We start from the raw sequence: 20,086 nt of genomic DNA, 5'->3' as shown, positions 1-20,086 counted from the left end.
AAGACCCCGACCGAACCGACACCAACCCCGTCCCCCCACGACGCCGACACCCACCCCCCCGGACCGCGCCCCCACCGCACCCCCGACTGTGCGGTGAGCAGTGGCTTGGGCTCAGTCGGGGCGGGCCGGCTGGGCTAAACAGGGCAACAGGGGGTCGGGCGGCCTGCTGCTGGTCGCCCATGGCTGCGCGCCGTCGCTGCTGTCGCCTTATGCCTGGGGTGCCTTGGAGCTGATCGCTGCGGCCGCCTGCGCCGGCCTCGCCTGGCGGCTGCGCAGCGACGAAGACGACCTCGCCCTCACCGGCGCAACCGCGCTCGGCGGGCTGCTCGCCGCGCTCGGCCTCGCCCAGTTCTTCCCCGACACCTGGCTCGCGATCCCCCTCACGCTCGTTCTGGTGGCGCTTGCCGGCTGGGCGCGCATCGCCCGCGCGCCGATGCTGTTCGCCCTCCCCGTCCTGCCCTTCCTGGCCGCCCTCCTCGCCGCCGCGCTCCCGATCATGGCGCTGGCCGATCTCGTATTCGGATCGGTCGCCGGCGATCGCCTGCCCTATCAACGCCTGCCCGAGCTCGGCACGCTGTTCCGCACGCTCGCCCTGCCCATCGCGGCGGCGCTGCTGTTCCTGCTCGACTCGCGTCAGTTCGGCCGGGCACGGCGCTTCACCGGCGCTGCGGCGATCACGCTGGGCATCCTGCTGCTCTACGCCCTCGCCAAGCACGTCTTCGCCATCGCCACGCTCCCCCGCTTCGTCGCGCTGGGGTTCGTCGAGCGCGCCTTGTTCACCCAGGCATGCCTCGCCTCTGGCTGGTTCCTGCTGCACAAAGGCCACCTCCGAAGCCTGGGCGGCGTGCTGTTCACGCTCGGCCTCTGCCGCTTCGCCTGGTTCGATTGCGTGGTGCTGAACCCCGCCTGGGTGGACCAGCAGGTCGGCGGCATTCCGCTGCTCAACGCCGCCGTCCTCCATACCGCGCTCACCGCCGCCTGGCTCTGGACGCTCCCGGCCAAACCACCGATCCGCGCCGGTGCGGCCGTGCTGACCTTGGTCGCAGCACTCGCCGCCGTCCGCCAGGCCGCGCATGGCAGCCTGCTCACCGGCCCGATCGGCACCGCCGAGAATGGCGGCTACTCCGCCGCACTCCTCGCTATCGCGCTGTTCTGGCTATGGCGCGGCATCGTCACCACCGCGCACGACCTGCGCATCGCCGGCCTCGCGCTGCTCACCCTGGTCACCTTCAAGGTCTTCCTGATCGACGCCTCCGCGCTGGACGGCGTGCTGCGCATCCTCTCCTTCTTGGCGCTGGGCGTGGCGCTGATCGGCATCGGCTGGGCCTATGGCCGCTTCGTCGGCAAGCCCGCCGCCGACGCCCCTCATTTCAACCCATAGTGATCCGCCACCCGATCGAGCGCCAATCCCAGCACCAGCTTGCCCGCGCGGCTCGGCCAGCCCAGCGCCTTCTCGGCGACCGCCAGCCCCTCGCCCGCACAGACGACACGCCACACGATATCGGCCAGCCCCGGCCCCGCCGCCGTCACCGCGCCGTCGAACCGTCGCTTCGCCGCGATCTGCGCCAGCGTCGGATCGAGCGCTCCCGGCACGCCCTTCCGCCCGCGCGCCGCCGGTGCCGCATCCCAGCGCATCGTCACGCGCGGGCCCAGTGCCGCCATCTCGTAATCGGCGCGCACTCGCTCGCCCGCCTCATATTGCCGCGCACTCACATGCCCCCGCGCCCGCAACCACGACAGCGGCGATTCGGCCAGGTTGACGGTCACGCTGCACCGACGGCGCCCTGTCGCCCGACCCGCCGCCACAAGCCCGTCCTCGACCTCCCGCTCCACCAGCTCGCGCATAAGTTCTTCCTTTGTTCCGATTCGCACCCCTTGCCATGACGGCACATCTGTAGGAAAGCGAAAAACCAAACCGGTTAAGGGGCCACCGCATGATCACCGCCATCCGCGAAGTCCGCCGCGCCAAGGGGCTTACGCTTGAGGAAGTGGCGCTGCGCTGCGTGCCCCCCACCACCGCCCAGACGATCGGCAGGCTCGAGACTGGCACGCGCACCGTCTCGGTCGGCTGGCTCAATCGCATCGCGGCGGCGCTCGACGTCGATGCCGCCGATCTGGTCCGCCTGCCCGACCGGCCCGAAATTCCGGTCGCCGCCCTGCTCGACAGCGAAGGCGCGCAGGCGCCGCGCCACCCCGCATCAGTCGTCCCGCCGCGCGGCGAACAGGGCATGGTCGCGATCACCGTCTCGGGCGGGATCGGCGATTATCGGACGGGCGACGCGATCTGGTGCACCTCGCTGGCACCCGAAGCGTTCGCCACCGCGCTCAACCGCGACGTGCTGGTGCCGCGCCCCGCCGGGCGCTTCCTGTTCGGCCGGCTGATCGGGCGCGAGGAGGGCAAGCTTCACCTGCTTCCGCTCGGCGCCGGCGGCCGCCAGCAGGTCGTCGCCGATCCGCCCTGGATCGCCTGCGCGGTGCGTCTGGTCCGCGCGCTATAGGCAAGGCTACGTACTTGCCGAAAGCGGCGCAGAGGCGCAGTTTATCCCTTACAACAGGAGGGGAAATGCAATGCGCATCACACTGATAACGGTGGCTGCGGCTCTGATGGTCGCCACACCCGCGCTCGCCGACGATTGGGACTTCGTTCTCACCAACAACAGCGGCAAATCGATCAAGACGGTCGAGATATCCGCCACCGGCGTCAATAGCTGGGTCGCCAACAAGGTCGATCCCGAGTACAAGAAAGACGCCCTGCTAAAGAACAGCGCCAAGATGACTGTCCATTTCGACAAGGGCGAGGGCTGCAAATATGATGTGAAGGCCACGTTCGAGGACGGCACCTCGGCGATCTGGTCGGGCATCAATGTCTGCGACAATGCCTATGTCACTATCCGCTACAACGCGGCCGGCGCGCCGATCTTCACGGCAAGCTGATTCGGGGACCGGGCCCAGACCCGCACCACGGCGTTGCGGAGGGGCAGGCTTGACCGGCGGCGGCGCCCTATTCCGGCGTGTCCGTTGATCTGAACTGCTCGGCCATCCAGTCGATCACCACCCGCAGGCGCGGCGACAACTGGCGCGTGTGCGAATAGAGGACATGGACCGGCAGCGCCGATGCCGGGAATTGCGGCAGCACCTCGACCAGCCTGCCGGCCGCCAGTTCGGCGGCGGCGCGATAGCGCGGTACCTGGATCAGGCCCAGCCCCATACAGGCCGAGGCGATATTGGTCTCGGGGCCGGTCACAGTGATGAACGAAGGCAGCGACACCCGGCGCGACTTGCCGTCCACTAGGAAATCGAACGGCGCCACCTCGGGCGCATCGGGCGCATAGAAGCCGACCATGCGGTGCCCGTCAGCCTCCAGCGCATCCACCGTCTGGGGCGTGCCGAACCGGCTTAGATAATCCGGGCTAGCGAAGGTACCGCGCTCCAGCGTCGCCAGACGGCGGCGGATCAGCGCGCTGTCCACCGTGAGCTCGCCCGCACGCAGCATGCAGTCGAACCCCTCGCGCACCATGTCGAGCGCCTGGTTCGATTCGCCGATGTGCAGGCGCACATCCGGATAGGTCTCCAGGAAGCGCGGCAGGCCGGGCAGCAGGAAATGGCGCGCCTGCGTGCCATGCACGTCGATCCGCACCAGGCCGGACGGCTTGACCCCGGTGAACCCCGCCTCGGCATCCTCCAGATCGGAGATCAGGTTCACGCAGCGCCGGTAATAGGCTTCCCCGTCCAGCGTGGGGCTGACATGGCGCGTCGTGCGCTGGAGCAGGCGGACGCCCAGCCGCGCCTCCAGCCCCTTGACCGCATCGGTCACCGAGCTGCGCGGCAGGCCGAGATCGTCGGCCGCCCTGGTGAAACTCCTGCGCTCCACGATCCTGGTGAAGACGCGCATCGCATCGAACCGGTCCATGCTCGCTCCATTGTTCGCTGGTTCGGATAGTGATGCCGGTTCATGCCCGATTATCTTCCGCGGGGAAACGCGCAAATACTCCTCATCAGCCGCCGCCCCCCGGCGGGCAGACAAGGAGAAAGTCCATGACCGACAACAGCAACAAGGTCGCGATCGTCACCGGCGCCTCCGGCGGCATCGGCGCCGCGATCGCCGAGCGCCTCGCCCGTGACGGCTTCACCGTCGTCGTCAACTATGCCGGCAACGCCGCCCCCGCCGAGGCACTGGTGGCCAGAATCGAAGGCAATGGCGGCCGCGCCGTCGCCGCACAGGCCGACATCGCCGATCCGGTCGCCGTCGCCCGTCTGTTCGACACCGCACAAGCGGCGTTCGGCGGCGTGGACGTACTGGTCAACAATGCCGGCGTCATGCAGCTCGCGACGATCGCCGAGAGCGACGACGCGCTGTTCGATCGCCAGGTCGCGATCAATCTGAAGGGCGTGTTCAACACCCTGCGCGAAGCCTCGCGCCGGCTGCGCGACGGTGGCCGCATCGTCAACATCTCGTCGAGCGTGACGGGCCTGCTCCAGCCGACCTACGGCGTCTATGCGGCGACCAAGGCCGCGGTCGAGGCGATGACCAGCGTGCTCACCAAGGAGCTGCGCGGCCGCAACATCACCGTCAACGCGATCGCGCCGGGACCGACGGCCACCAAGCTGTTCCTCGACGGCAAGCCCCAGGAGGTGATCGATCGCCTGGCGAAGATGGCCCCGCTGGAGCGGCTCGGCCAGCCCGAAGACATCGCCGCGGCGGTTGCCTTCCTCGCCGGCCCGGACGCCGCCTGGATCAACGGTCAGACGCTGCGCGCCAATGGCGGGATCATCTGAACCCTGAACGAACCTCCTATCGAAGGAATAAAGTCATGACCAAGCATGTCATCCTCGTCACCGGCGCGTCTTCGGGCTTCGGCCTGATGACCGCCCGCGCGCTCGCCACCGCAGGCCACATTGTCTACGCCTCGATGCGCGAAACCCAGGGCCGTAACGCCCCCCAGGTCGCCGCCGTCGCGGCCTGGGCCGCCGAGCAGCAGGTCGATCTCCGCACCGTCGAGCTCGACGTCCAGTCCGACACCTCGTCGGAAGCGGCGGTCGCCCATATCCTCGCCGATGCCGGTCGGCTCGACGTGATCGTCCACAATGCCGGGCACATGATGTTCGGCCCGGCCGAGGCGTTCACGCCGGAACAGTATATCCAGCAGTACGACGTCAACGTGCTGGGCACCCAGCGCGTGAACCGCGCCGCTCTGCCGCTCCTGCGCAAGCAGGGCAAGGGCCTGCTGGTCTGGGTCGGTTCCTCCTCGACGCGCGGCGGCACCCCACCGTTCCTCGCGCCCTATTTCGCGGCCAAGGCGGCGATGGATGCGTTGGCGGTGTCCTACTCCACCGAGCTGGCTTTGTGGGGTATCGAGACGACGATCATGGTGCCGGGCGCCTTCACCAAGGGGACCAACCACTTCGCCCATAGCGGCTCCCCCGCGGACACGGCGCGTGCCGCCGAATATGAGACCGGCCCCTATGCGGGCATCACCGACAAGGCGCTGAAGGGCCTAGCGAGCCTGGAACCCGCCGATGCCGATCCGGCCGAAGTGGCGCAGGCGATCGTCCGGGTGGTCGACACGCCGTTCGGCAAGCGCCCGTTCCGCGTCCATGTCGATCCGTCGCAGGACGGCGCGGAAGTGGTCAACGCCGTCGCCGATCGGGTGCGCCGCGAAATGTATCGCAACATCGATCTGGAGGATCTGCTCACCCCCCGCATTGCCTGACAATGCCCTCCGGACAGGCGGCCGGCGCGGAAACCCCGCGTCGGCCGCTTATCGTCAGCGATGCCGGTCCAGCCGTCCTCGTATCGGAAATGGTGGGCGGTGACGGTCTCGAACCGCCGACCCTCTCGGTGTAAACGAGATGCTCTACCAACTGAGCTAACCGCCCGTCGCATCGCCGCCCAGCCGGGCACGATGCACGAACCGCGATGCCAAAGCATGCGGCCAAGGGCAAGGGTTTCGACGTCGCCCCGAAATCAGACCAGGCTCAGTCCCGCACGCTTCGCCGCCCCCGCATAGCTGCGCATGCCCTCCAGCGCCTTTTCGCTGAGCGCGATATAGGCCCGCCGGCGGTCGCTCGGATCGGCGTGGCGCTCGAACAGGCCCGCCTCATGCAGCGTCCCGATCCAGCGCAGCGCCGTGGTCGGCGGCACAGCGGCGGCGATGCACAGGCTCGATACCGAGACCTGCCGGTGCTCCAGTTGCGCCGCGAACAGATCGAGCAGCATGTCCCACGCCGGATCGGCGAACAGCTCGCCGCTGAAGAATTGCCCGCGCAGCCGTCGCGACCGGATCACCGCGCGGATCTCCTGCGCGCTCGGCTCGAAGCCCTTCGCATCCTCCGGCCCGCGATAGCTCAGGCCGCTGTCACGCACCCCCGCACGCCGTTCGCCCTCCTCGCCGCGCGTCAGCCGGGCCAGCGTGTCGGCGATGCGTGCCACCTCCTCGTTCAGCCGCTGGAGCCGCAGCGATTCGGTATCGCGCGCCGCGTCGTTGAGCGCGCCGCGCTCCTTCCACCGCAGGAAGGCGAAGGCGCTCGCCCGTTCGGACGCGCTCGGATCGCAGAGGAATTGCACCCTGGGTCCGGTCAACTGGCTTGCCGCCGCATCGATCTGCTCGGGCAGGATCATTGCCACCACGCCGAGCGAACGCTCGATCGCCACCGTGTCCGCACGGGCCAGCACCACGTCCAGCATGGCCTCGGGCACGCCGGCTGCCTCAATGACGATCAGGTCTATTCCGTCATAGCTCGAAAGGTCTCGCGCCGCATCGGCAAAGCTCAGCCGCGCGCGCGCGCGAAAACCGGCAAGTTCCAGCGCCTCCAGCGTGGCATCGCCTGCGTGGCTGCTCTCGGCAATCACCAGTGCCTGCGGCATCGACATGGCATAAGACGGCACCGCCCCCTGCGGCGAGGTTATGAAATTCGTCATTTTCCCCCTCGGAGTTCGTCTTCTGTTCTTTAAATGCCGCATCCCTCCAAAATGGCGGAGTCGGATTTCCTCCATTTTGGACGGGAAGCTGCTTAATGCTCCGCAAATCCTCCGATGCGGAGCAATTCGCCTCAACCCCTCCTGCGCAGATCGGGAAGCTGCCCTTCCTTGAGGCCCAGAAGTTCGCGGGCCGCGCTTGCCAGCGTTGCGGTCACCAGCACGAAACCCAGCGCGATCAGGGTCAGCGCCAGCGCGATCACGATCACCTGCGACAGCGTCGACAGGTTCATCGCCTGGGCCGCCATCAGCAGCAGCATGTCCGACAAGGCATCGGGTCCGAAGCGCAATTGCGGCACGGCCTGCACCACCGGCCAGAAGAAGATCAGCATCACCACGATCCAACCCGCAAGCAGCAGCAACGCGATCCCCAGGAACGCGCCGAACAGCGACCAGAAATGCCCGCGCGACAGCGTCCATGCCTCATCGACGGTGATCTGTTCGTAGAGATAAGTGAGCGGCAGCGAGATCGAGAGCCGCACCTGCGCCAGGATCATGGCGCCGAGGATGAGCACGATCAGGACGATCGCCGGCCACGGCCCCAGCACATTCCCCACCGCCGCATGGATGCCGAGCAGGATCGCCTGGCCAAGCAGCCCGAGCAGCAGGAGCGCGATCACGTTGGCGACGCTCAGCATCAGCAGCAGCGCGAACACGCGCAGCTCGTTGCCGCCCAGGCGGAGATAGGCGCCGCCGGTCTTGTACGGGTGCAGCGTCGCGCGGCACACCGCGGTCAGCAGGATCGCGACCAGCCCGACCGTCAGCACCTGGGTCACGATCGCGGCAATCAGGCCGCTCGCGCCCATTTCGGCGCCGGACGCCCCGGGTGGCGTCATCGCCACGCGCAACAGGCCGATCGCGAAGATCCCCGCCAGGTACAGCAAGGCCCAGATCGCGACCGAAACCGGCCGGCGCGCCACCAGGCGGAAGGCTCCCCCGAGAATCGATCCGATCACGCGCCCCCCCTCCCCGGTCAGTCGCCGGTCAGTCGAGCGCCTTGACGATCTCCTCGACCATCTTCTTGGCGTCGGCCAACAGCATCATCGTGTTATCGCGGTAGAAAAGTTCGTTGTCCACGCCGGCATAGCCCACGCCGCCCATCGAGCGCTTCACGAACAGCACCGTCTTGGCCTTCTCCACGTCGAGCACGGGCATGCCGTAGATCGGCGAGGACTTGTCGGTCTTGGCGGCCGGATTGGTCACGTCGTTGGCACCGATCACAAAGGCGACGTCGGTCTGGGCGAACTCGGAATTGATGTCCTCCAGCTCGAACACTTCGTCATAGGGGACGTTCGCTTCGGCCAGCAGCACGTTCATATGGCCCGGCATGCGCCCCGCGACCGGATGGATCGCATATTTGACGCGCACGCCATGCGCCTTGAGCTTGTCCGCCATCTCGCGCAGCACATGCTGCGCCTGGGCGACTGCCATGCCGTAGCCGGGGACGATGATGACCTGCTCGGCCTGGCTCATCAGGAAGGCCGCGTCCTCGGCGCTCCCACGCTTCCACGGCCGGTCGCTGGCGACCGCGCCCGCCGGCCCGCCGCTGTCGCCGCCGAAGCCGCCCGCGATCACGCTGATGAAGCTGCGGTTCATCGCACGACACATGATGTAGCTGAGGATCGCACCGGAGGAGCCCACCAGCGCACCGGTGACGATCATCGCGGTATTGTGCAGCGTGAAGCCCATCGCCGCCGCCGCCCAGCCCGAATAGCTGTTGAGCATCGACACCACGACCGGCATATCCGCGCCGCCGATGGGCACGATCAGCAGGAAGCCGATGACGAAGCTGAGCGCGGTCACGGTCCAGAAGATCCAGGGCGTCTGGTCGGTCACGAAATAGCCGATCAAGCCGAGGATGCCCGCGAGCAGCGCCAGGTTGATGACGTGCCGGCCGGGAAGCATGATCGGCTTGCCGCTCATATTGCCGTTGAGCTTCAGGAACGCGATCACGCTGCCTGAGAAGGTGATCGCGCCGATCGCGACGCCTAGCCCCATCTCGATCCGGCTGACGCTGAGGATCTCGCCGTCCGGCCCCAGGATGCCGAACGCACCCGGATTGAGGAACGCCGCCGCCGCCACCAGCACTGCCGCCATGCCGACCAGCGAGTGAAACGCCGCGACGAGCTGCGGCATCGCGGTCATCGCGATCCGCCGCGCGGTGACGAAGCCGATGATGCCGCCGATGGCGATCGCCACCGCCAGCTCGACCGGGCTCGCGATATGGTGCGTCACCAGCGTCGTCACGACCGCGATGGCCATGCCGATCATGCCGAGGCGATTGCCCCGCCGGCTGGTCGCCGGACTGGAGAGCCCGCGCAGCGCGAGGATGAAGCAGACGCCCGCCACCAGATAGGCAAAGGCGACCCAGGGGCTCACGGGAGCGGCTTCGTGCACCTCAGCGCTCCTTCTTCTTGTACATGGCGAGCATCCGCTCGGTGACGGCGAACCCGCCGAAGATGTTCACGCTCGCCAGCGCGACCGCGACCAGCCCCAGCCATTTGGAAACCTCGGCCCCCGAAGCAAAGCTCGCGATCAGCGCGCCGACGATGATGACGGAGGAGATCGCGTTGGTGACGGCCATCAGCGGCGTATGCAGCGCCGGCGTCACCGACCACACCACGTAGTAGCCAACGAAGCACGCCAGCACGAAGATCGACAGGATCGAGATGAAGTCCATGGTCTACTCCTGATCCTCCCCGGAACGGGGAGGGGGACCGCCCGCAGGGCGGTGGAGGGGGCGGGCGGCAAGCAACGCGATCGAGGCAGCTACGCCATCGGCGTCTTTCAGAATGTCCGAAGCGTTGACGTGAACGACGCGATGGCCGTTTTCGACAAGGAAACTCTCGCGGCTCGCGTCATGTGCGATTGCGCGCGGCTGCGCGTGGATTTCACCATCCACCTCGATTGCGAGCCGCAGAGCCGGACAATAGAAATCGACGATGTAAGGGCCGATCGGATGCTGCTTGCGGATCCGCATTCCGGCAGCATTTTTTCGCAACCGCTGCCACAGCAGCACTTCGGGATAGCTCATTTCCTTCCGCTGCTTACGTGCGCGGACAACTTCCACGCGCAGTATACGCGGAGAATCCCCTCCACCGCGCTTCGCGCGGTCCCCCTCCCCGTACCGGGGAGGATCGGGGAGGCATGGCGGCGTCACGCCCCCAGCAGTCTCTCGCTCACGACCTTGCCGCCCTGCGTCACTCGCACGGCGTTGCCGATCTCCTCGTCGAGCACCGGCTTGCCCGCTTCCTTGTCCCAGAAGGCCGAGAGGAAGTTGAACAGGTTCCGCGCGAACAGCGCCGACGTGTCCGCCGCCAGCCGGCTCGGCACGTTGCGATGCCCGACGATCTTCACGCCATGCACCGTCACCACCTCGCCCGCGACCGCACCCTCGACATTGCCGCCCTGCTCGACGGCGAGATCGACGATCACGCTACCCGGCTTCATGCTCGCCACCTGCGCGTCCGAGATCAGCCGCGGCGCCGGGCGCCCGGGGATCAGCGCGGTGGTGATGACGATGTCCTGCTTGGCGATGTGCGAAGAAACCAGCTCCGCCTGCGCCGCCTTGTACTCGTCGGACATCTCGGTGGCATAGCCGCCGGTGCCCTCGCCCTCGATGCCCGCGACATTCTCGACGAAGATCGGCTTGGCGCCGAGCGACAGGATCTGTTCCTTGGTCGCCGCGCGCACGTCGGTCGCGGAGACCTGCGCGCCCAGCCGCCGCGCCGTCGCGATCGCCTGGAGCCCCGCGACGCCGACGCCCATTACGAACACCTTGGCGGCCGAGACCGTGCCCGCCGCGGTCATCATCATCGGAAAGGCGCGGTCATATTCCGCCGCCGCGTCGAGCACTGCCTTGTAGCCGGACAGATTCGACTGCGACGACAATATGTCCATCGACTGCGCGCGCGTGATGCGCGGCATGAACTCCATCGCCAGCGCCTCGGCGCCGAGCGCCGCATAGCGATCGATACGCGCGCGTTCTCCGAAGGGATTGAGCCCCGCCACGATCCAGGCGCCCTGCTTCAATCCGCCCAGGCTGTCGGGGTCCGGCCCCTGCACGCCCAGCACGATATCGGCATCGGCCAGCACGTCGCCGCGCGATCCGATCTTCGCGCCCGAATCGGCAAATGCCTGATCGGCAACCGACGCATGTTCGCCCGCGCCGGCCTCCACCGCCACTTCGGCTCCGAGCCCGATGAATTTCTTGACCGTCTCAGGAGTCGCGGAAACGCGCCGCTCGCCGGCGGCGGTTTCCTTGAGCACTGCGATCTTCACGTCAGCTTGCGATCAGGAAGACGACAAGCGCGGCGATAAGCGCCACGGCCACAGTGCCCCAGGTCATCATCGCGGTGAAGCCGCGCCAGGTCCGCTCATGCGCCTGGAATTCGGTGCTGTTGTCACCCGTCTCGGCCATCCGTGCTTCCCCTGAACGCGCTATATGCGGGCCGTCTTAACCCTGTCACCGCGTCCCCTCAAGCCCGATGGACTTGCCTTCGCGCAAGGACGAAGGCTTCAGGAACGCTTAAGCTGAACTTTACGCATCTATCTTATGCCGGTCGCCCTGAAACGGGACATTGGGGACGAAAAAGCGATGACTCGCAACGGGCAGAGACTGCTCCTGCTGATCGACGACGAACCGGCACAGCGCCGGCTGGTCGCCGCGATCGCTTCGCGTCGCGGCTGGCGTACCATCTTCGCGGGCGATCCGGAAACCGCCATCGCCACGCTCGGCACCCCCGACGGCATGGCGCTCGACGCGATCATCCTCGATCATCCCGCGTCGGACAGCGATGCCGCCAGCCTGATCCTCGAGCTGCGCGCGCGCCGTCCCCAGCTCCCGATCCTGGTGCTCACCGCCAATAGCTCGGTCTCGGCCGCGGTCGGCTCGATGCGGGCGGGCGCCACCGATTTCCTGGTCAAGCCGATCGCGTCCGAGCGCCTGCTCGCCGCGCTTGAAGCCGCGATGGGCGGCATCAGCGCGGGCGAGCTGCGCCCGCTCACCGAAAAGCTCACCGCCACGCTCGCCTTCAACGAGATCGTCGGATCGGCCCCGCAGTTCCGCGCTGCGCTGGCGATCGCCGCCAAGGCCGCGCGCGCCCGCGTGCCCGTGCTGATCGAGGGCGAGAGCGGCGTCGGCAAGGAAGTGATCGCCGAGGCCATCCACGCCGCCTCCCCGCGCAGCCGCAAGGAGATGATAACGGTCAATTGCGGCGCGATCCCCGCCAATCTGGTCGAATCGGAACTGTTCGGGCACGAAAAGGGCGCGTTCACCGGCGCGTTCGAGCGCAAGATCGGCCGCTTCATGGATGCGGACGGCGGCACGCTGTTCCTCGACGAGGTCGGCGAAATGCCGCTCGACGCCCAGGTCAAGCTGCTGCGTGTCCTGCAATCCGGCGAGATCCAGCCGCTCGGTGCGCGCCATCCGCGCGAAGTCGATGTCCGCGTGATCGCCGCGACCAACAAGTCGCTGGTCGCCGAAGTCGAGGCCGGCCGCTTCCGCGAAGATCTCTTCTATCGGCTCAACGTCGTCCAGGTGACGATCCCCCCCTTGCGCGAGCGCGCCGGCGACATTCCGGCGCTTGCCCGCCACCTGCTCGCGCGCATCGCCGAGCAGCCGGGCCTGCGCCCGCTCGGCATCACCGACGATGCGCTGGCGCTGCTCGGCAGCTATGACTGGCCCGGCAATGTCCGTCAGCTCCAGAACGCGCTGTTCCGCGCCGCGGTGCTCTGCGACAGCGACGGGCTGACCCGTGCCGATTTCCCCCAGATCGCCAATCTTGCGCTCGGCCGCCCGGCCGCCGCGCCGCAGATGGGCGGGCACGCATCGGGCAATGCCGGCGTCACCCTGTTCGGGCCGGACGGCAACATGCGCCCGCTCGACGAGATCGAGGCCGACGTCATCCGCCTCGCCATCGGCCATTATCGCGGCCGCATGACCGAAGTCGCCCGCCGCCTCGGCATCGGCCGCTCGACGCTGTATCGCAAGCTGGGCGAGCTGGGGATCGACCAGACCGCAGCCTGATTCCCCGGCTCTAGCGCAGCCGCCAGCGGGTGACGAAGGGCTGGCGATCGCCGGCCACCGGTATCGACGTGCCGGCCGCCACCCCCGCAAGCTGCGGCGCCGGGTCGCTGTCGGCCCGCCGCAGCGTGAACAGGTCGCGACCGCCGCGCAGCAATGCCCGCGCCCCACTGCCATCGACGTGAGGAAGGCCCGGAACCATCCCATCGGCCCATCGGTCGCCGTCACCGGAATCGCGCGCGAGCACGACGATCGGCATGCTGGAATCGCGCGCCCGATAATGCGCGGCGGCGAATGCCGTCGCATCGCCCTGCACGAGCAGCACGGGCGCCCTGCCTGTCCGGGCGACGGCCTCGATCGCTTCCCGCCATCCCTCTTCCTCCCGGATCGGAAGCCAGCGCGTGAGCGTGACTGCTTCCAGGAGGAGCAGCAGCCCCGCCAGCACGGCGGCCACGGGTCGTGCGGGAATGCTGGCGACGGCCACGGCAAGCAGCACCGTCGCGGGCCCCGCCGCCCATGACAGCGTCCGCGGCAGGAAGATCGGCACCCATTGGCTGATGACGAACAGCAGGACCGGCGCGCCAAGCGCAAATACCGCCAGCATCGCCACCGCCGGCCGCCGATCGCGCCACACAAGCCAGAGGATCGCACCCAGGAGCGCGGCCAGCGCAATGCCGGTGCGCACGCCGCCGTCGGGCATGACGGCAAAGGCGTAGACATTCCCCGTCAGGTGCCACGCTCCCAGGAAATCGGCCCGCACGATCCAGGCGATGTTTCGATGATCGCCGGCCAGTTGCCGGAGCGTGATCGAAGCCCACCATGCCCAGGCAAGCCCGACGGCCGCATTGGCGCAGACCCAGCGGACCACGGCGGCGCGGTCGCGACGCAGCAGCCACAGCATCGTCAGATTGGCGAGGAAGACGAACAGCACCAGCGTCGTATGGGCGTAGAGCGCGATCGTCGCCGCGATCCCATAGAGCAGCAGATCGCGAAGGCGTCGCTGCTCCAGATAGCATGTCGCTCCTAATATCGCGATCAGCACCGCGCTCTGGGCCATGCCATAGCCGCGCACCTCCTGCGACAGATCGACATGGCTGGCCGACAGCGCGAGCAGGGCCGCCGCGAACACGCCGGCTGCGGGGCCGCCCAGACGGCGCGCGAGCAGCGCGCCCGCGCCGATACCGGCAAGGCCGAAAGCGATCGACAACAGCCGGACCGACCTGTCCGCATCCCCGGCGAACCCGATCCAGCCCTTGAGCAGCGTATAATAGAGCGGCGGATTGGTCTCGCGCACCATCCAGTCGCCCCAGAGATGATCGAGCGGCTGGTGCGCGAAGGCGAGCGAGGCAATCTCGTCGAACCACAGGCCGTAATCGGCGGTCGCGATCCGCAGTGCCGCGGCGGCGAGCACCACGCCCGCCAGCAGCAATGCCTCGCCCCGGCGCAGCGGAGCGGCAGTCATCGCACGGCGGTCAGAGCGGCATCGCGCAGGCCGCGCCACACGCGCAGTGCCTGCGCGGTTTCGGTGACGTCGTGGACGCGCAGGAGTTGCGCGCCCAATTGCGCGCCGTGCAGCGCCAGGGCCACGCTGCCTCCGAGCCGTTGCTCGACGGGCGCCTCGTTCGAAAGCGCGCCGATCATCCGCTTGCGGCTCGCCCCCAGCAGGATGCCGCAGCCGATCCCGTGGAACAGCGCCAGCCCGTTGAGCAGCGCAAGATTGTCGGCGAGCGACTTGCCGAAGCCGATGCCGGGATCGATCAGGATCTTCGCCCGGTCGACGCCCGCCGCCGCCACATCCTCCACGCGCTTTTCCAGCCAGTCATAGACTTCGAGCAGCACGTCGCCATAGCCGCGCCCGCCATCCGCACCCCTGGCGGGATCGCCGGCATGCATCAGCACCACCGGGCACCCTGCCCCGGCCACCACCTCAAGCGCGCGGCCGTCATAGAGCAGGGCCGAGACGTCGTTGACCAGATGCGCGCCCGCCGCCAGCGCCGCCTCCATGACCGCAGCCTTGCGCGTGTCGACCGATACCGCCGCGCCGCTGCGCGCCAGCCGCTCGATCGCCGGCACGACGCGCGCGATCTCGTCGCCTTCCCAGACCTCCGGCGCACCCGGCCGCGTCGATTCGCCGCCGACATCGACGATCGCCGCGCCGGCAATGCCCATGTCCACGCCCGCCTGCGCCGCGCCGGCGGGATCGTCCGCGTGCCGGCCGCCGTCCGAGAAGCTGTCCGGCGTCACGTTGAGGATGCCCATTACCAGCGGCTGGTCGAGCCGCAGCATCCGCTCGCCAAGCCTGAGCGGCGCGCGCGGCGCGGTGATGCGCGCGATCAAAGGCGCCAGCCGTTCGTCCCGGCCCGCCTCGGCGACGCTCAGCGTGCGCTGCGAGACGCGCCGCCTATCCTCGGCTTCGATCAGCTCATAGCCCGCGAACCAGCCGAGCCCGCCCGCCAGCCGCGCGACTTCGCCGTCGCGGCCCACCGGCGTATCGACGAACTGGACCGGGCGGAGATAGGATTTCGCGGGCATATGCCCCTATTGGACTAGGGCTGCGTCGCCAGCAAATAGGTCTGGCGCAGCGCGTCGATCGGCTTCAGCCCGCCCTCGGCCTCGTAATGCCAATAGGTCCAGCCGTTGCACGAAGGCGCGTTCTGGAGCGTCGCGCCGAGCTTGTGGATCGATCCGCTCGCATCGCCACAGCGCAGCGATCCGTCCGCACCCACCACTGCAACGTGGCGCCGCCTGGCATCGGTCAGCACCGCGCCCGGATTGAGGAAGCCGTTCTCGATCAGCGTGCCGAACGCCACGCGCGGCGCCGCCTTGGGCGCCTGCATCGTCTTCAGCGCTGATTCGTCGAGCGGCAGCGCCGCCTCGATCCGCTCAATCGCCGCCGCGCAGTAATTGGCCTCGCGCTCGATGCCGATCCAGCGCCGTCCCAGTCGCTTCGCCACCGCGCCGGTCGTCCCCGTCCCGAAGAACGGATCGAGCACTACGTCGCCCGGCTTGGTGCAGGCGAGCAGCACGCGATAGAGCAGCGCCTCGGGCTTCTGCGTCGGATGCACCTTCACCCCGTCGCGCTTCAGCCGTTCGGGGCCGCCGCAGATCGGGAATTCCCAGTCGCTGCGCATCTGGAGCTCGTCGTTGAGCGTCTTCATGCTGCGATAGTTGAAGGTGTAGCGCGCCTTCTCGCCCTTCGACGCCCAGATCAGCGTCTCGTGCGCGTTGGTGAAGCGCGTGCCCTTGAAATTGGGCATCGGATTGGCCTTGCGCCAGATGATGTCGTTCAGGATCCAGAAGCCCAGATCCTGGATCGCCGATCCCACCTTGAAGATGTTGTGATAGCTGCCGATCACCCAGATCGTGCCGTCGTCCTTCAGGATGCGCCGCGCCTCGGCCAGCCATTCGCGGGTGAACTTGTCATAGACAGCCAGGCTGTCGAACTTGTCCCAATCGTCGGTCACCGCGTCGACATGGCTGCCGTCGGGCCGCGCCAGGTCGCCGCCGAGCTGGAGGTTGTAGGGCGGATCGGCGAAGATCATGTCGACCGACTTGGCCGGCAGCGACCGCATCGCCGCCACGCAATCATGCATCAGGATCGAATCGAGCGGCAGCTCGGCCTGCTCCGCCGGAGCAGCCGCCTTCTGCCGATTAACCTTTTCCAGAACCCCCATTTTCGAACCGCTCCCTTGATGGACGCGCGTCTTGAGGCAGGCCGGAGTCCGCCGTCAACCAAACATTAGTTAACGAGAATCGCTGCTAAATCGTTAACCGGGCAGAACATTCCGGCACCCGCCAAGATGTTGAGTCAAGAAGTTATCCACAGGCCCAATCGCTGGTGGGTGTGACCCGAAAGACTCACTTCCCGGATTCGACTTACCCGCCCAACAAGAACATAATAGGAACATTATCCGAGTCGGAGGCCGCCATGCCGCATCGCCATCGCCTGTTCTTCGCGCTTCGGCCCTCACGGATCGAGGCGAACCTGACAGGCCTGTTCCGCGACACGGCCGATTCCGCGCTCACCCCGGTCACCAATGACCGGCTGCACATGACGATGGGAATCACCGGCGATTTCGCGGCCTTCCCGCAGGATGTGGCGGAGCGGATGACGGCGATAGGCGACGGTCTTGCCGGCGATCGATTCGTCCTGGCGCTCGATCGACTGTCGGGCAGCGAACGCTCGATCGCGCTCCGGCCCAGCAAACGCCCACCGGCCCTGTCGGCCTTGCAGAAGCAGGTCGACGACCTGCTGCGCTACTGGAACCTCATGCGATCCGGCTGGAGCTTCAATCCGCACGTCACGCTGGGATACCGCGCCGGTCTTTCGTTCCTGGAACCGGTCACCCCGCTCGTCTGGGACGTGCGCGAGATCGTCCTGATCCACAGCCTGGTCGGCGCGACCCGGCATGTCGAGCTCGGCCGCTGGCCGCTCATGCGCCGCCAGCTCGACCTGTTTTCCGGCTAGGCCCTTACTCCACCCATTCCAGCCCGATCTCGCGGTAGAGCGCGCGGTCCTCTTCCCATTTCGGGTTCACCTTGACGTGGAGGTAGAGGTGCACCGGCACGCCCATGATCCGCGAGAGCTCCGCGCGGGCGCGGGCGCCGATCTCCTTGATGCGCGCGCCGCCCTTGCCGAGCACGATCGCACGCTGCGTCTCGCGCGCGACGAGGATCTGCTGATGGATCTCGACCGAACCATCCGCCCGCTCCGAATATTTCTCGGTCTCGATCGCGCTGGCATAAGGCAGCTCGGCATGAAGCTGGAGATAGAGCTGCTCGCGCGTCACCTCGGCGGCGATCATGCGATCGGTCGCGTCGGAGACCTGGTCCTCCGGGAAATGCCATGGCCCCTCGGGCATGCGCGCCGCCAGCGCCGACTTCAGCTCCGCCACGCCGTCGCCGGTCTGGGCGCTGACGAAATAGGTCTCGTCGAACGCCAGCGCCTCGTTGAGCTTCGCGGCATGGCCGAGCAGCCTGGGCTTGTCGGCGATATCGACCTTGTTGAGGATCAGGATCTTGGGCTCGGATCGCTTGGCGAGGCTTTCCAGGATCGCATGGACCTTGGGGCCGATGCCGCCCTTGCCGTCGACCACCAGCGCGATCACGTCGGCGCCCTCCGCGCCTTCCCAGGCGGCGGCGACCATCGCGCGATCCAGCCGGCGCTCGGGCGTGAAGATGCCGGGCGTGTCGATCAGCAGGAGCTGGGTCGGTCCCTCGATCGCCAGGCCCATCAGCCGCGCGCGCGTCGTCTGCGCCTTGGGGCTGACGATCGCCACCTTCTGGCCGACCAGCGCATTCACCAGCGTCGACTTGCCCGCATTGGGGGCGCCGACGATGGCGATCAGGCCGCAATGTTGGGTTTCTTCCGTCATGTCATCCTGTCTGGACCAAATGGTCCGGGGTTGTCGATTTCCGTTCGCGCGACGGCGCGGCGATCCAGTCCATGCCTTTGACGCCGCTCTATCGCCGCGTCGCCGCGGCGTTGCGCGCGCCTATTGCTCCAGCTTCTCCAGCAAAGCCGCCGCTGCCGCGGTCTCCGCTTCCTGCTTGCTGGTGCCCTCGGCGCTCGCCTCGGCGAGCTTGCCGATGCTCACCTTCACGGTGAAGCGCGGCGCGTGGTTCGGTCCCGAGCGATCGACTATCTCATATTCGGGCGGCCGCCGGTTATGCGCGGCGGCCCATTCCTGGAGCGCCGACTTGGGATGCTTGGGCGCGGTGGCATGCGCATCGACGCGGTCGCCCCAGGCCCCGCGGATAAAGGCGCGCACAGGCTCCAGCCCGGCCTCGAGATAGAAGGCGCCGATCAGCGCCTCCATCACGTCGCCCAGCACATTGTCGCTGTCGGCGGCGCCGTCGTCGCGCGCCTGCTTGCCGAGCCGGAGATACGGCACGACACCGATCTCGCGCGCCACCTCGGCACACACCGGCCCCGTCACCAGCGAATTCAGCCGCCGCGACAACGCGCCCTCGGGCTCGCCGGCGAACCGGTCGAACAGCCATTCGGCGATGACCAGCCCCAGCACGCGATCGCCCAGGAACTCCAGCCGCTCGTAATTCGCCGCGGCCTGGCTGCCATGGGTCAGCGCGCGCTCGAACGCCTTCAGCTCCTGCGCAGGACGGCCGAACGTCTCAACGATCCATCCCCCCAGGTCCGGGGTGCTCAGAAGCCCTCTCCCAGGCGGCTCCAGCGCGCCGCGGTGAACCAGGTCCAGGGCAGAAACCAGTTCGCGCTGCCGTCGGTCGACCAGAAGTTCACGATCGCCTTGCCCTCGATATTCTCGAGCGGGACGAAGCCGATGCCGTTGCCTTCGGGCGGCTGCGGGAAGCGGCTGTCGGTCGAATTGTCGCGATTGTCGCCCATCAGGAACACGTTGCCGGCAGGCACCGTATAGACCACCGTGTCGTCCTGCGGCAGCGTCTGCTGGTCGAGCACGTTATAGCTCTTGCCGTTGGGCAGCGTCTCGCGGAACTGCGGGATGCGGCAGACCGGCCCGGTCTTCGGATCGACATCCTGGAAGCTGGCCGGGCAATTGGTGAAATTGGGCGTGATCGGCAGGCTGAACGCCGCGATCTTCTGCTTGGGGATCGGGCGGCCGTTCAGGATCACCTGGCCGTTTATCATCTGCACCGTGTCGCCCGGCAGGCCGATCACGCGCTTGATCCAGTCCTCGCCATTGTGGTTCGGCGCCTTGAACACCACCACGTCGCCGCGCGCCGGCGTGCCCGCGAAGATGCGGCCCGGGATCAGCGGCAGGCTCCACGGCAGCGAATGCTTCGAATAGCCGTAATTCCATTTGGTGATGAACAGATAGTCGCCGATCAGCAGCCGCGGCAGCATCGATTCGGACGGAATCGAGAAGGGCGAGAAGATGAAGCTGCGCACCACGAAGACGATCAGCGCCAGCTTGATGAGGAACGACCCCAGATCCCGCCACTCCGATTTGGGCCTGGCCGGCTTCGCGGGGGCGGACTTGGGCGTGGCCTCGTCCTGGGGCTCGGCGGGGGTCGCGTTATCCATGGTTCCTGCTCTGCTTGCGGCGAGCCATGGCGTCAAGCCGATGAATCCGGCTGGCAGCGGCCAC

The 20,086-nt window shown here is 67.7% G+C and carries 22 protein-coding genes and 1 tRNA gene; 7 read left to right on the top strand and 16 right to left on the bottom strand.

Going from position 1 to position 20,086, the window contains the following annotated elements:
- Positions 1 to 100: 100 nt before the first annotated feature.
- Positions 101 to 1,381, top strand: coding sequence for a DUF2339 domain-containing protein (locus HB724_RS14390; RefSeq protein ID WP_213981629.1), 1,281 nt, complete (start codon positions 101 to 103; stop codon positions 1,379 to 1,381).
- On the opposite strand, the gene HB724_RS14385 is transcribed toward HB724_RS14390, so the two are convergent.
- A complete protein-coding gene (locus HB724_RS14385; protein WP_213981628.1) occupies positions 1,366 to 1,845 on the bottom strand; it encodes a DUF6456 domain-containing protein in 480 nt (159 codons plus the stop codon). The genes HB724_RS14390 and HB724_RS14385 overlap by 16 nt on opposite strands.
- Positions 1,846 to 1,934: 89 nt before the next feature.
- Here HB724_RS14385 and HB724_RS14380 point away from each other — a divergent pair, with 89 nt between their 5' ends.
- Positions 1,935 to 2,498 (top strand): helix-turn-helix transcriptional regulator, encoded by a 564-nt coding sequence (locus HB724_RS14380; protein WP_213981627.1) that lies wholly within the window; start codon positions 1,935 to 1,937, stop codon positions 2,496 to 2,498.
- 70 nt (positions 2,499 to 2,568) lie between these two features.
- Positions 2,569 to 2,934 carry a hypothetical protein gene (locus HB724_RS14375; RefSeq protein WP_213981626.1) on the top strand — a complete coding sequence of 122 codons (366 nt, stop codon included), beginning with the start codon at positions 2,569 to 2,571 and terminating at the stop codon, positions 2,932 to 2,934.
- A 67-nt stretch (positions 2,935 to 3,001) separates the two neighbouring features.
- Here HB724_RS14375 and HB724_RS14370 read toward each other — a convergent pair whose 3' ends face one another.
- On the bottom strand, positions 3,002 to 3,910 hold the full coding sequence (locus HB724_RS14370; protein ID WP_213981625.1) for a LysR family transcriptional regulator: 909 nt from the start codon (positions 3,908 to 3,910) through the stop codon (positions 3,002 to 3,004).
- A 125-nt stretch (positions 3,911 to 4,035) separates the two neighbouring features.
- Between HB724_RS14370 and HB724_RS14365 the strand changes: the two genes are divergently transcribed.
- Entirely contained in the window at positions 4,036 to 4,776 is a 741-nt protein-coding gene (locus tag HB724_RS14365; protein ID WP_213981624.1) for an SDR family oxidoreductase, read from the top strand.
- A 35-nt stretch (positions 4,777 to 4,811) separates the two neighbouring features.
- On the top strand, positions 4,812 to 5,711 hold the full coding sequence (locus tag HB724_RS14360) for an SDR family oxidoreductase (RefSeq protein ID WP_213981623.1): 900 nt from the start codon (positions 4,812 to 4,814) through the stop codon (positions 5,709 to 5,711).
- A 90-nt stretch (positions 5,712 to 5,801) separates the two neighbouring features.
- On the opposite strand, the gene HB724_RS14355 is transcribed toward HB724_RS14360, so the two are convergent.
- From HB724_RS14355 to HB724_RS14320, 8 genes are all read right to left on the bottom strand, one after another.
- Positions 5,802 to 5,877 (bottom strand) — tRNA-Val (locus tag HB724_RS14355).
- A gap of 88 nt (positions 5,878 to 5,965) precedes the next feature.
- Entirely contained in the window at positions 5,966 to 6,919 is a 954-nt protein-coding gene (locus tag HB724_RS14350) for a winged helix DNA-binding protein (protein ID WP_213981622.1), read from the bottom strand.
- 131 nt (positions 6,920 to 7,050) lie between these two features.
- Positions 7,051 to 7,932, bottom strand: coding sequence for a hypothetical protein (locus tag HB724_RS14345; RefSeq protein WP_213981621.1), 882 nt, complete (start codon positions 7,930 to 7,932; stop codon positions 7,051 to 7,053).
- Between the two features lie 28 nt (positions 7,933 to 7,960).
- Positions 7,961 to 9,373 (bottom strand): NAD(P)(+) transhydrogenase (Re/Si-specific) subunit beta, encoded by a 1,413-nt coding sequence (locus HB724_RS14340; protein ID WP_213981620.1) that lies wholly within the window; start codon positions 9,371 to 9,373, stop codon positions 7,961 to 7,963.
- 1 nt (position 9,374) lies between these two features.
- Positions 9,375 to 9,656: an NAD(P) transhydrogenase subunit alpha gene (locus HB724_RS14335; RefSeq protein ID WP_213981619.1), complete on the bottom strand. Its 282-nt coding sequence runs from the start codon at positions 9,654 to 9,656 to the stop codon at positions 9,375 to 9,377.
- A 3-nt stretch (positions 9,657 to 9,659) separates the two neighbouring features.
- Complete coding sequence (locus tag HB724_RS14330; protein ID WP_346344733.1) at positions 9,660 to 10,046, bottom strand: endonuclease domain-containing protein; 387 nt, start codon at positions 10,044 to 10,046, stop codon at positions 9,660 to 9,662.
- 86 nt (positions 10,047 to 10,132) lie between these two features.
- Positions 10,133 to 11,257 (bottom strand): Re/Si-specific NAD(P)(+) transhydrogenase subunit alpha, encoded by a 1,125-nt coding sequence (locus HB724_RS14325; RefSeq protein WP_213981618.1) that lies wholly within the window; start codon positions 11,255 to 11,257, stop codon positions 10,133 to 10,135.
- 1 nt (position 11,258) lies between these two features.
- Entirely contained in the window at positions 11,259 to 11,396 is a 138-nt protein-coding gene (locus HB724_RS14320; RefSeq protein WP_213981617.1) for an aa3-type cytochrome c oxidase subunit IV, read from the bottom strand.
- A 177-nt stretch (positions 11,397 to 11,573) separates the two neighbouring features.
- On the opposite strand from HB724_RS14320, the gene HB724_RS14315 reads away from it, so the two are divergent.
- Positions 11,574 to 13,004 (top strand): sigma-54 dependent transcriptional regulator, encoded by a 1,431-nt coding sequence (locus HB724_RS14315; RefSeq protein WP_213981616.1) that lies wholly within the window; start codon positions 11,574 to 11,576, stop codon positions 13,002 to 13,004.
- Positions 13,005 to 13,014: 10 nt separating this feature from the next.
- Here the strand turns inward: HB724_RS14315 and HB724_RS14310 are convergent, their stop codons facing one another.
- Genes HB724_RS14310 through HB724_RS14300 form a run of 3 tightly spaced genes read right to left on the bottom strand, consistent with a single transcriptional unit; the run spans position 13,015 to position 16,675 of the window.
- Complete coding sequence (locus tag HB724_RS14310; RefSeq protein WP_213981615.1) at positions 13,015 to 14,463, bottom strand: glycosyltransferase family 39 protein; 1,449 nt, start codon at positions 14,461 to 14,463, stop codon at positions 13,015 to 13,017.
- Positions 14,460 to 15,533 carry a dihydropteroate synthase gene (gene folP / locus HB724_RS14305; protein ID WP_213981614.1) on the bottom strand — a complete coding sequence of 358 codons (1,074 nt, stop codon included), beginning with the start codon at positions 15,531 to 15,533 and terminating at the stop codon, positions 14,460 to 14,462. The genes HB724_RS14310 and folP overlap by 4 nt, the downstream gene beginning before the upstream one ends.
- Before the next feature lie 14 nt (positions 15,534 to 15,547).
- On the bottom strand, positions 15,548 to 16,675 hold the full coding sequence (locus HB724_RS14300) for a site-specific DNA-methyltransferase (RefSeq protein ID WP_213981613.1): 1,128 nt from the start codon (positions 16,673 to 16,675) through the stop codon (positions 15,548 to 15,550).
- A gap of 254 nt (positions 16,676 to 16,929) precedes the next feature.
- On the opposite strand from HB724_RS14300, the gene HB724_RS14295 reads away from it, so the two are divergent.
- Positions 16,930 to 17,469 carry a 2'-5' RNA ligase family protein gene (locus HB724_RS14295; RefSeq protein WP_213981612.1) on the top strand — a complete coding sequence of 180 codons (540 nt, stop codon included), beginning with the start codon at positions 16,930 to 16,932 and terminating at the stop codon, positions 17,467 to 17,469.
- Positions 17,470 to 17,473: 4 nt separating this feature from the next.
- On the opposite strand, the gene era is transcribed toward HB724_RS14295, so the two are convergent.
- From era to lepB, 3 genes are all read right to left on the bottom strand, one after another.
- On the bottom strand, positions 17,474 to 18,376 hold the full coding sequence (era, locus tag HB724_RS14290) for a GTPase Era (RefSeq protein ID WP_213981611.1): 903 nt from the start codon (positions 18,374 to 18,376) through the stop codon (positions 17,474 to 17,476).
- Between the two features lie 120 nt (positions 18,377 to 18,496).
- Positions 18,497 to 19,153 carry a ribonuclease III gene (rnc, locus tag HB724_RS14285; protein WP_213981633.1) on the bottom strand — a complete coding sequence of 219 codons (657 nt, stop codon included), beginning with the start codon at positions 19,151 to 19,153 and terminating at the stop codon, positions 18,497 to 18,499.
- Positions 19,154 to 19,164: 11 nt separating this feature from the next.
- Positions 19,165 to 20,022 carry a signal peptidase I gene (lepB, locus tag HB724_RS14280; protein ID WP_213981610.1) on the bottom strand — a complete coding sequence of 286 codons (858 nt, stop codon included), beginning with the start codon at positions 20,020 to 20,022 and terminating at the stop codon, positions 19,165 to 19,167.
- Positions 20,023 to 20,086 lie beyond the last annotated feature (64 nt).

The sequence above is a fragment of the Sphingomonas sp. dw_22 genome (assembly GCF_018449795.1).
GTDB lineage: Bacteria > Pseudomonadota > Alphaproteobacteria > Sphingomonadales > Sphingomonadaceae > Sphingomonas.
Note: the sequence above shows the minus strand (reverse complement) of the source record. Positions and strands in the feature narration are given on the sequence as shown.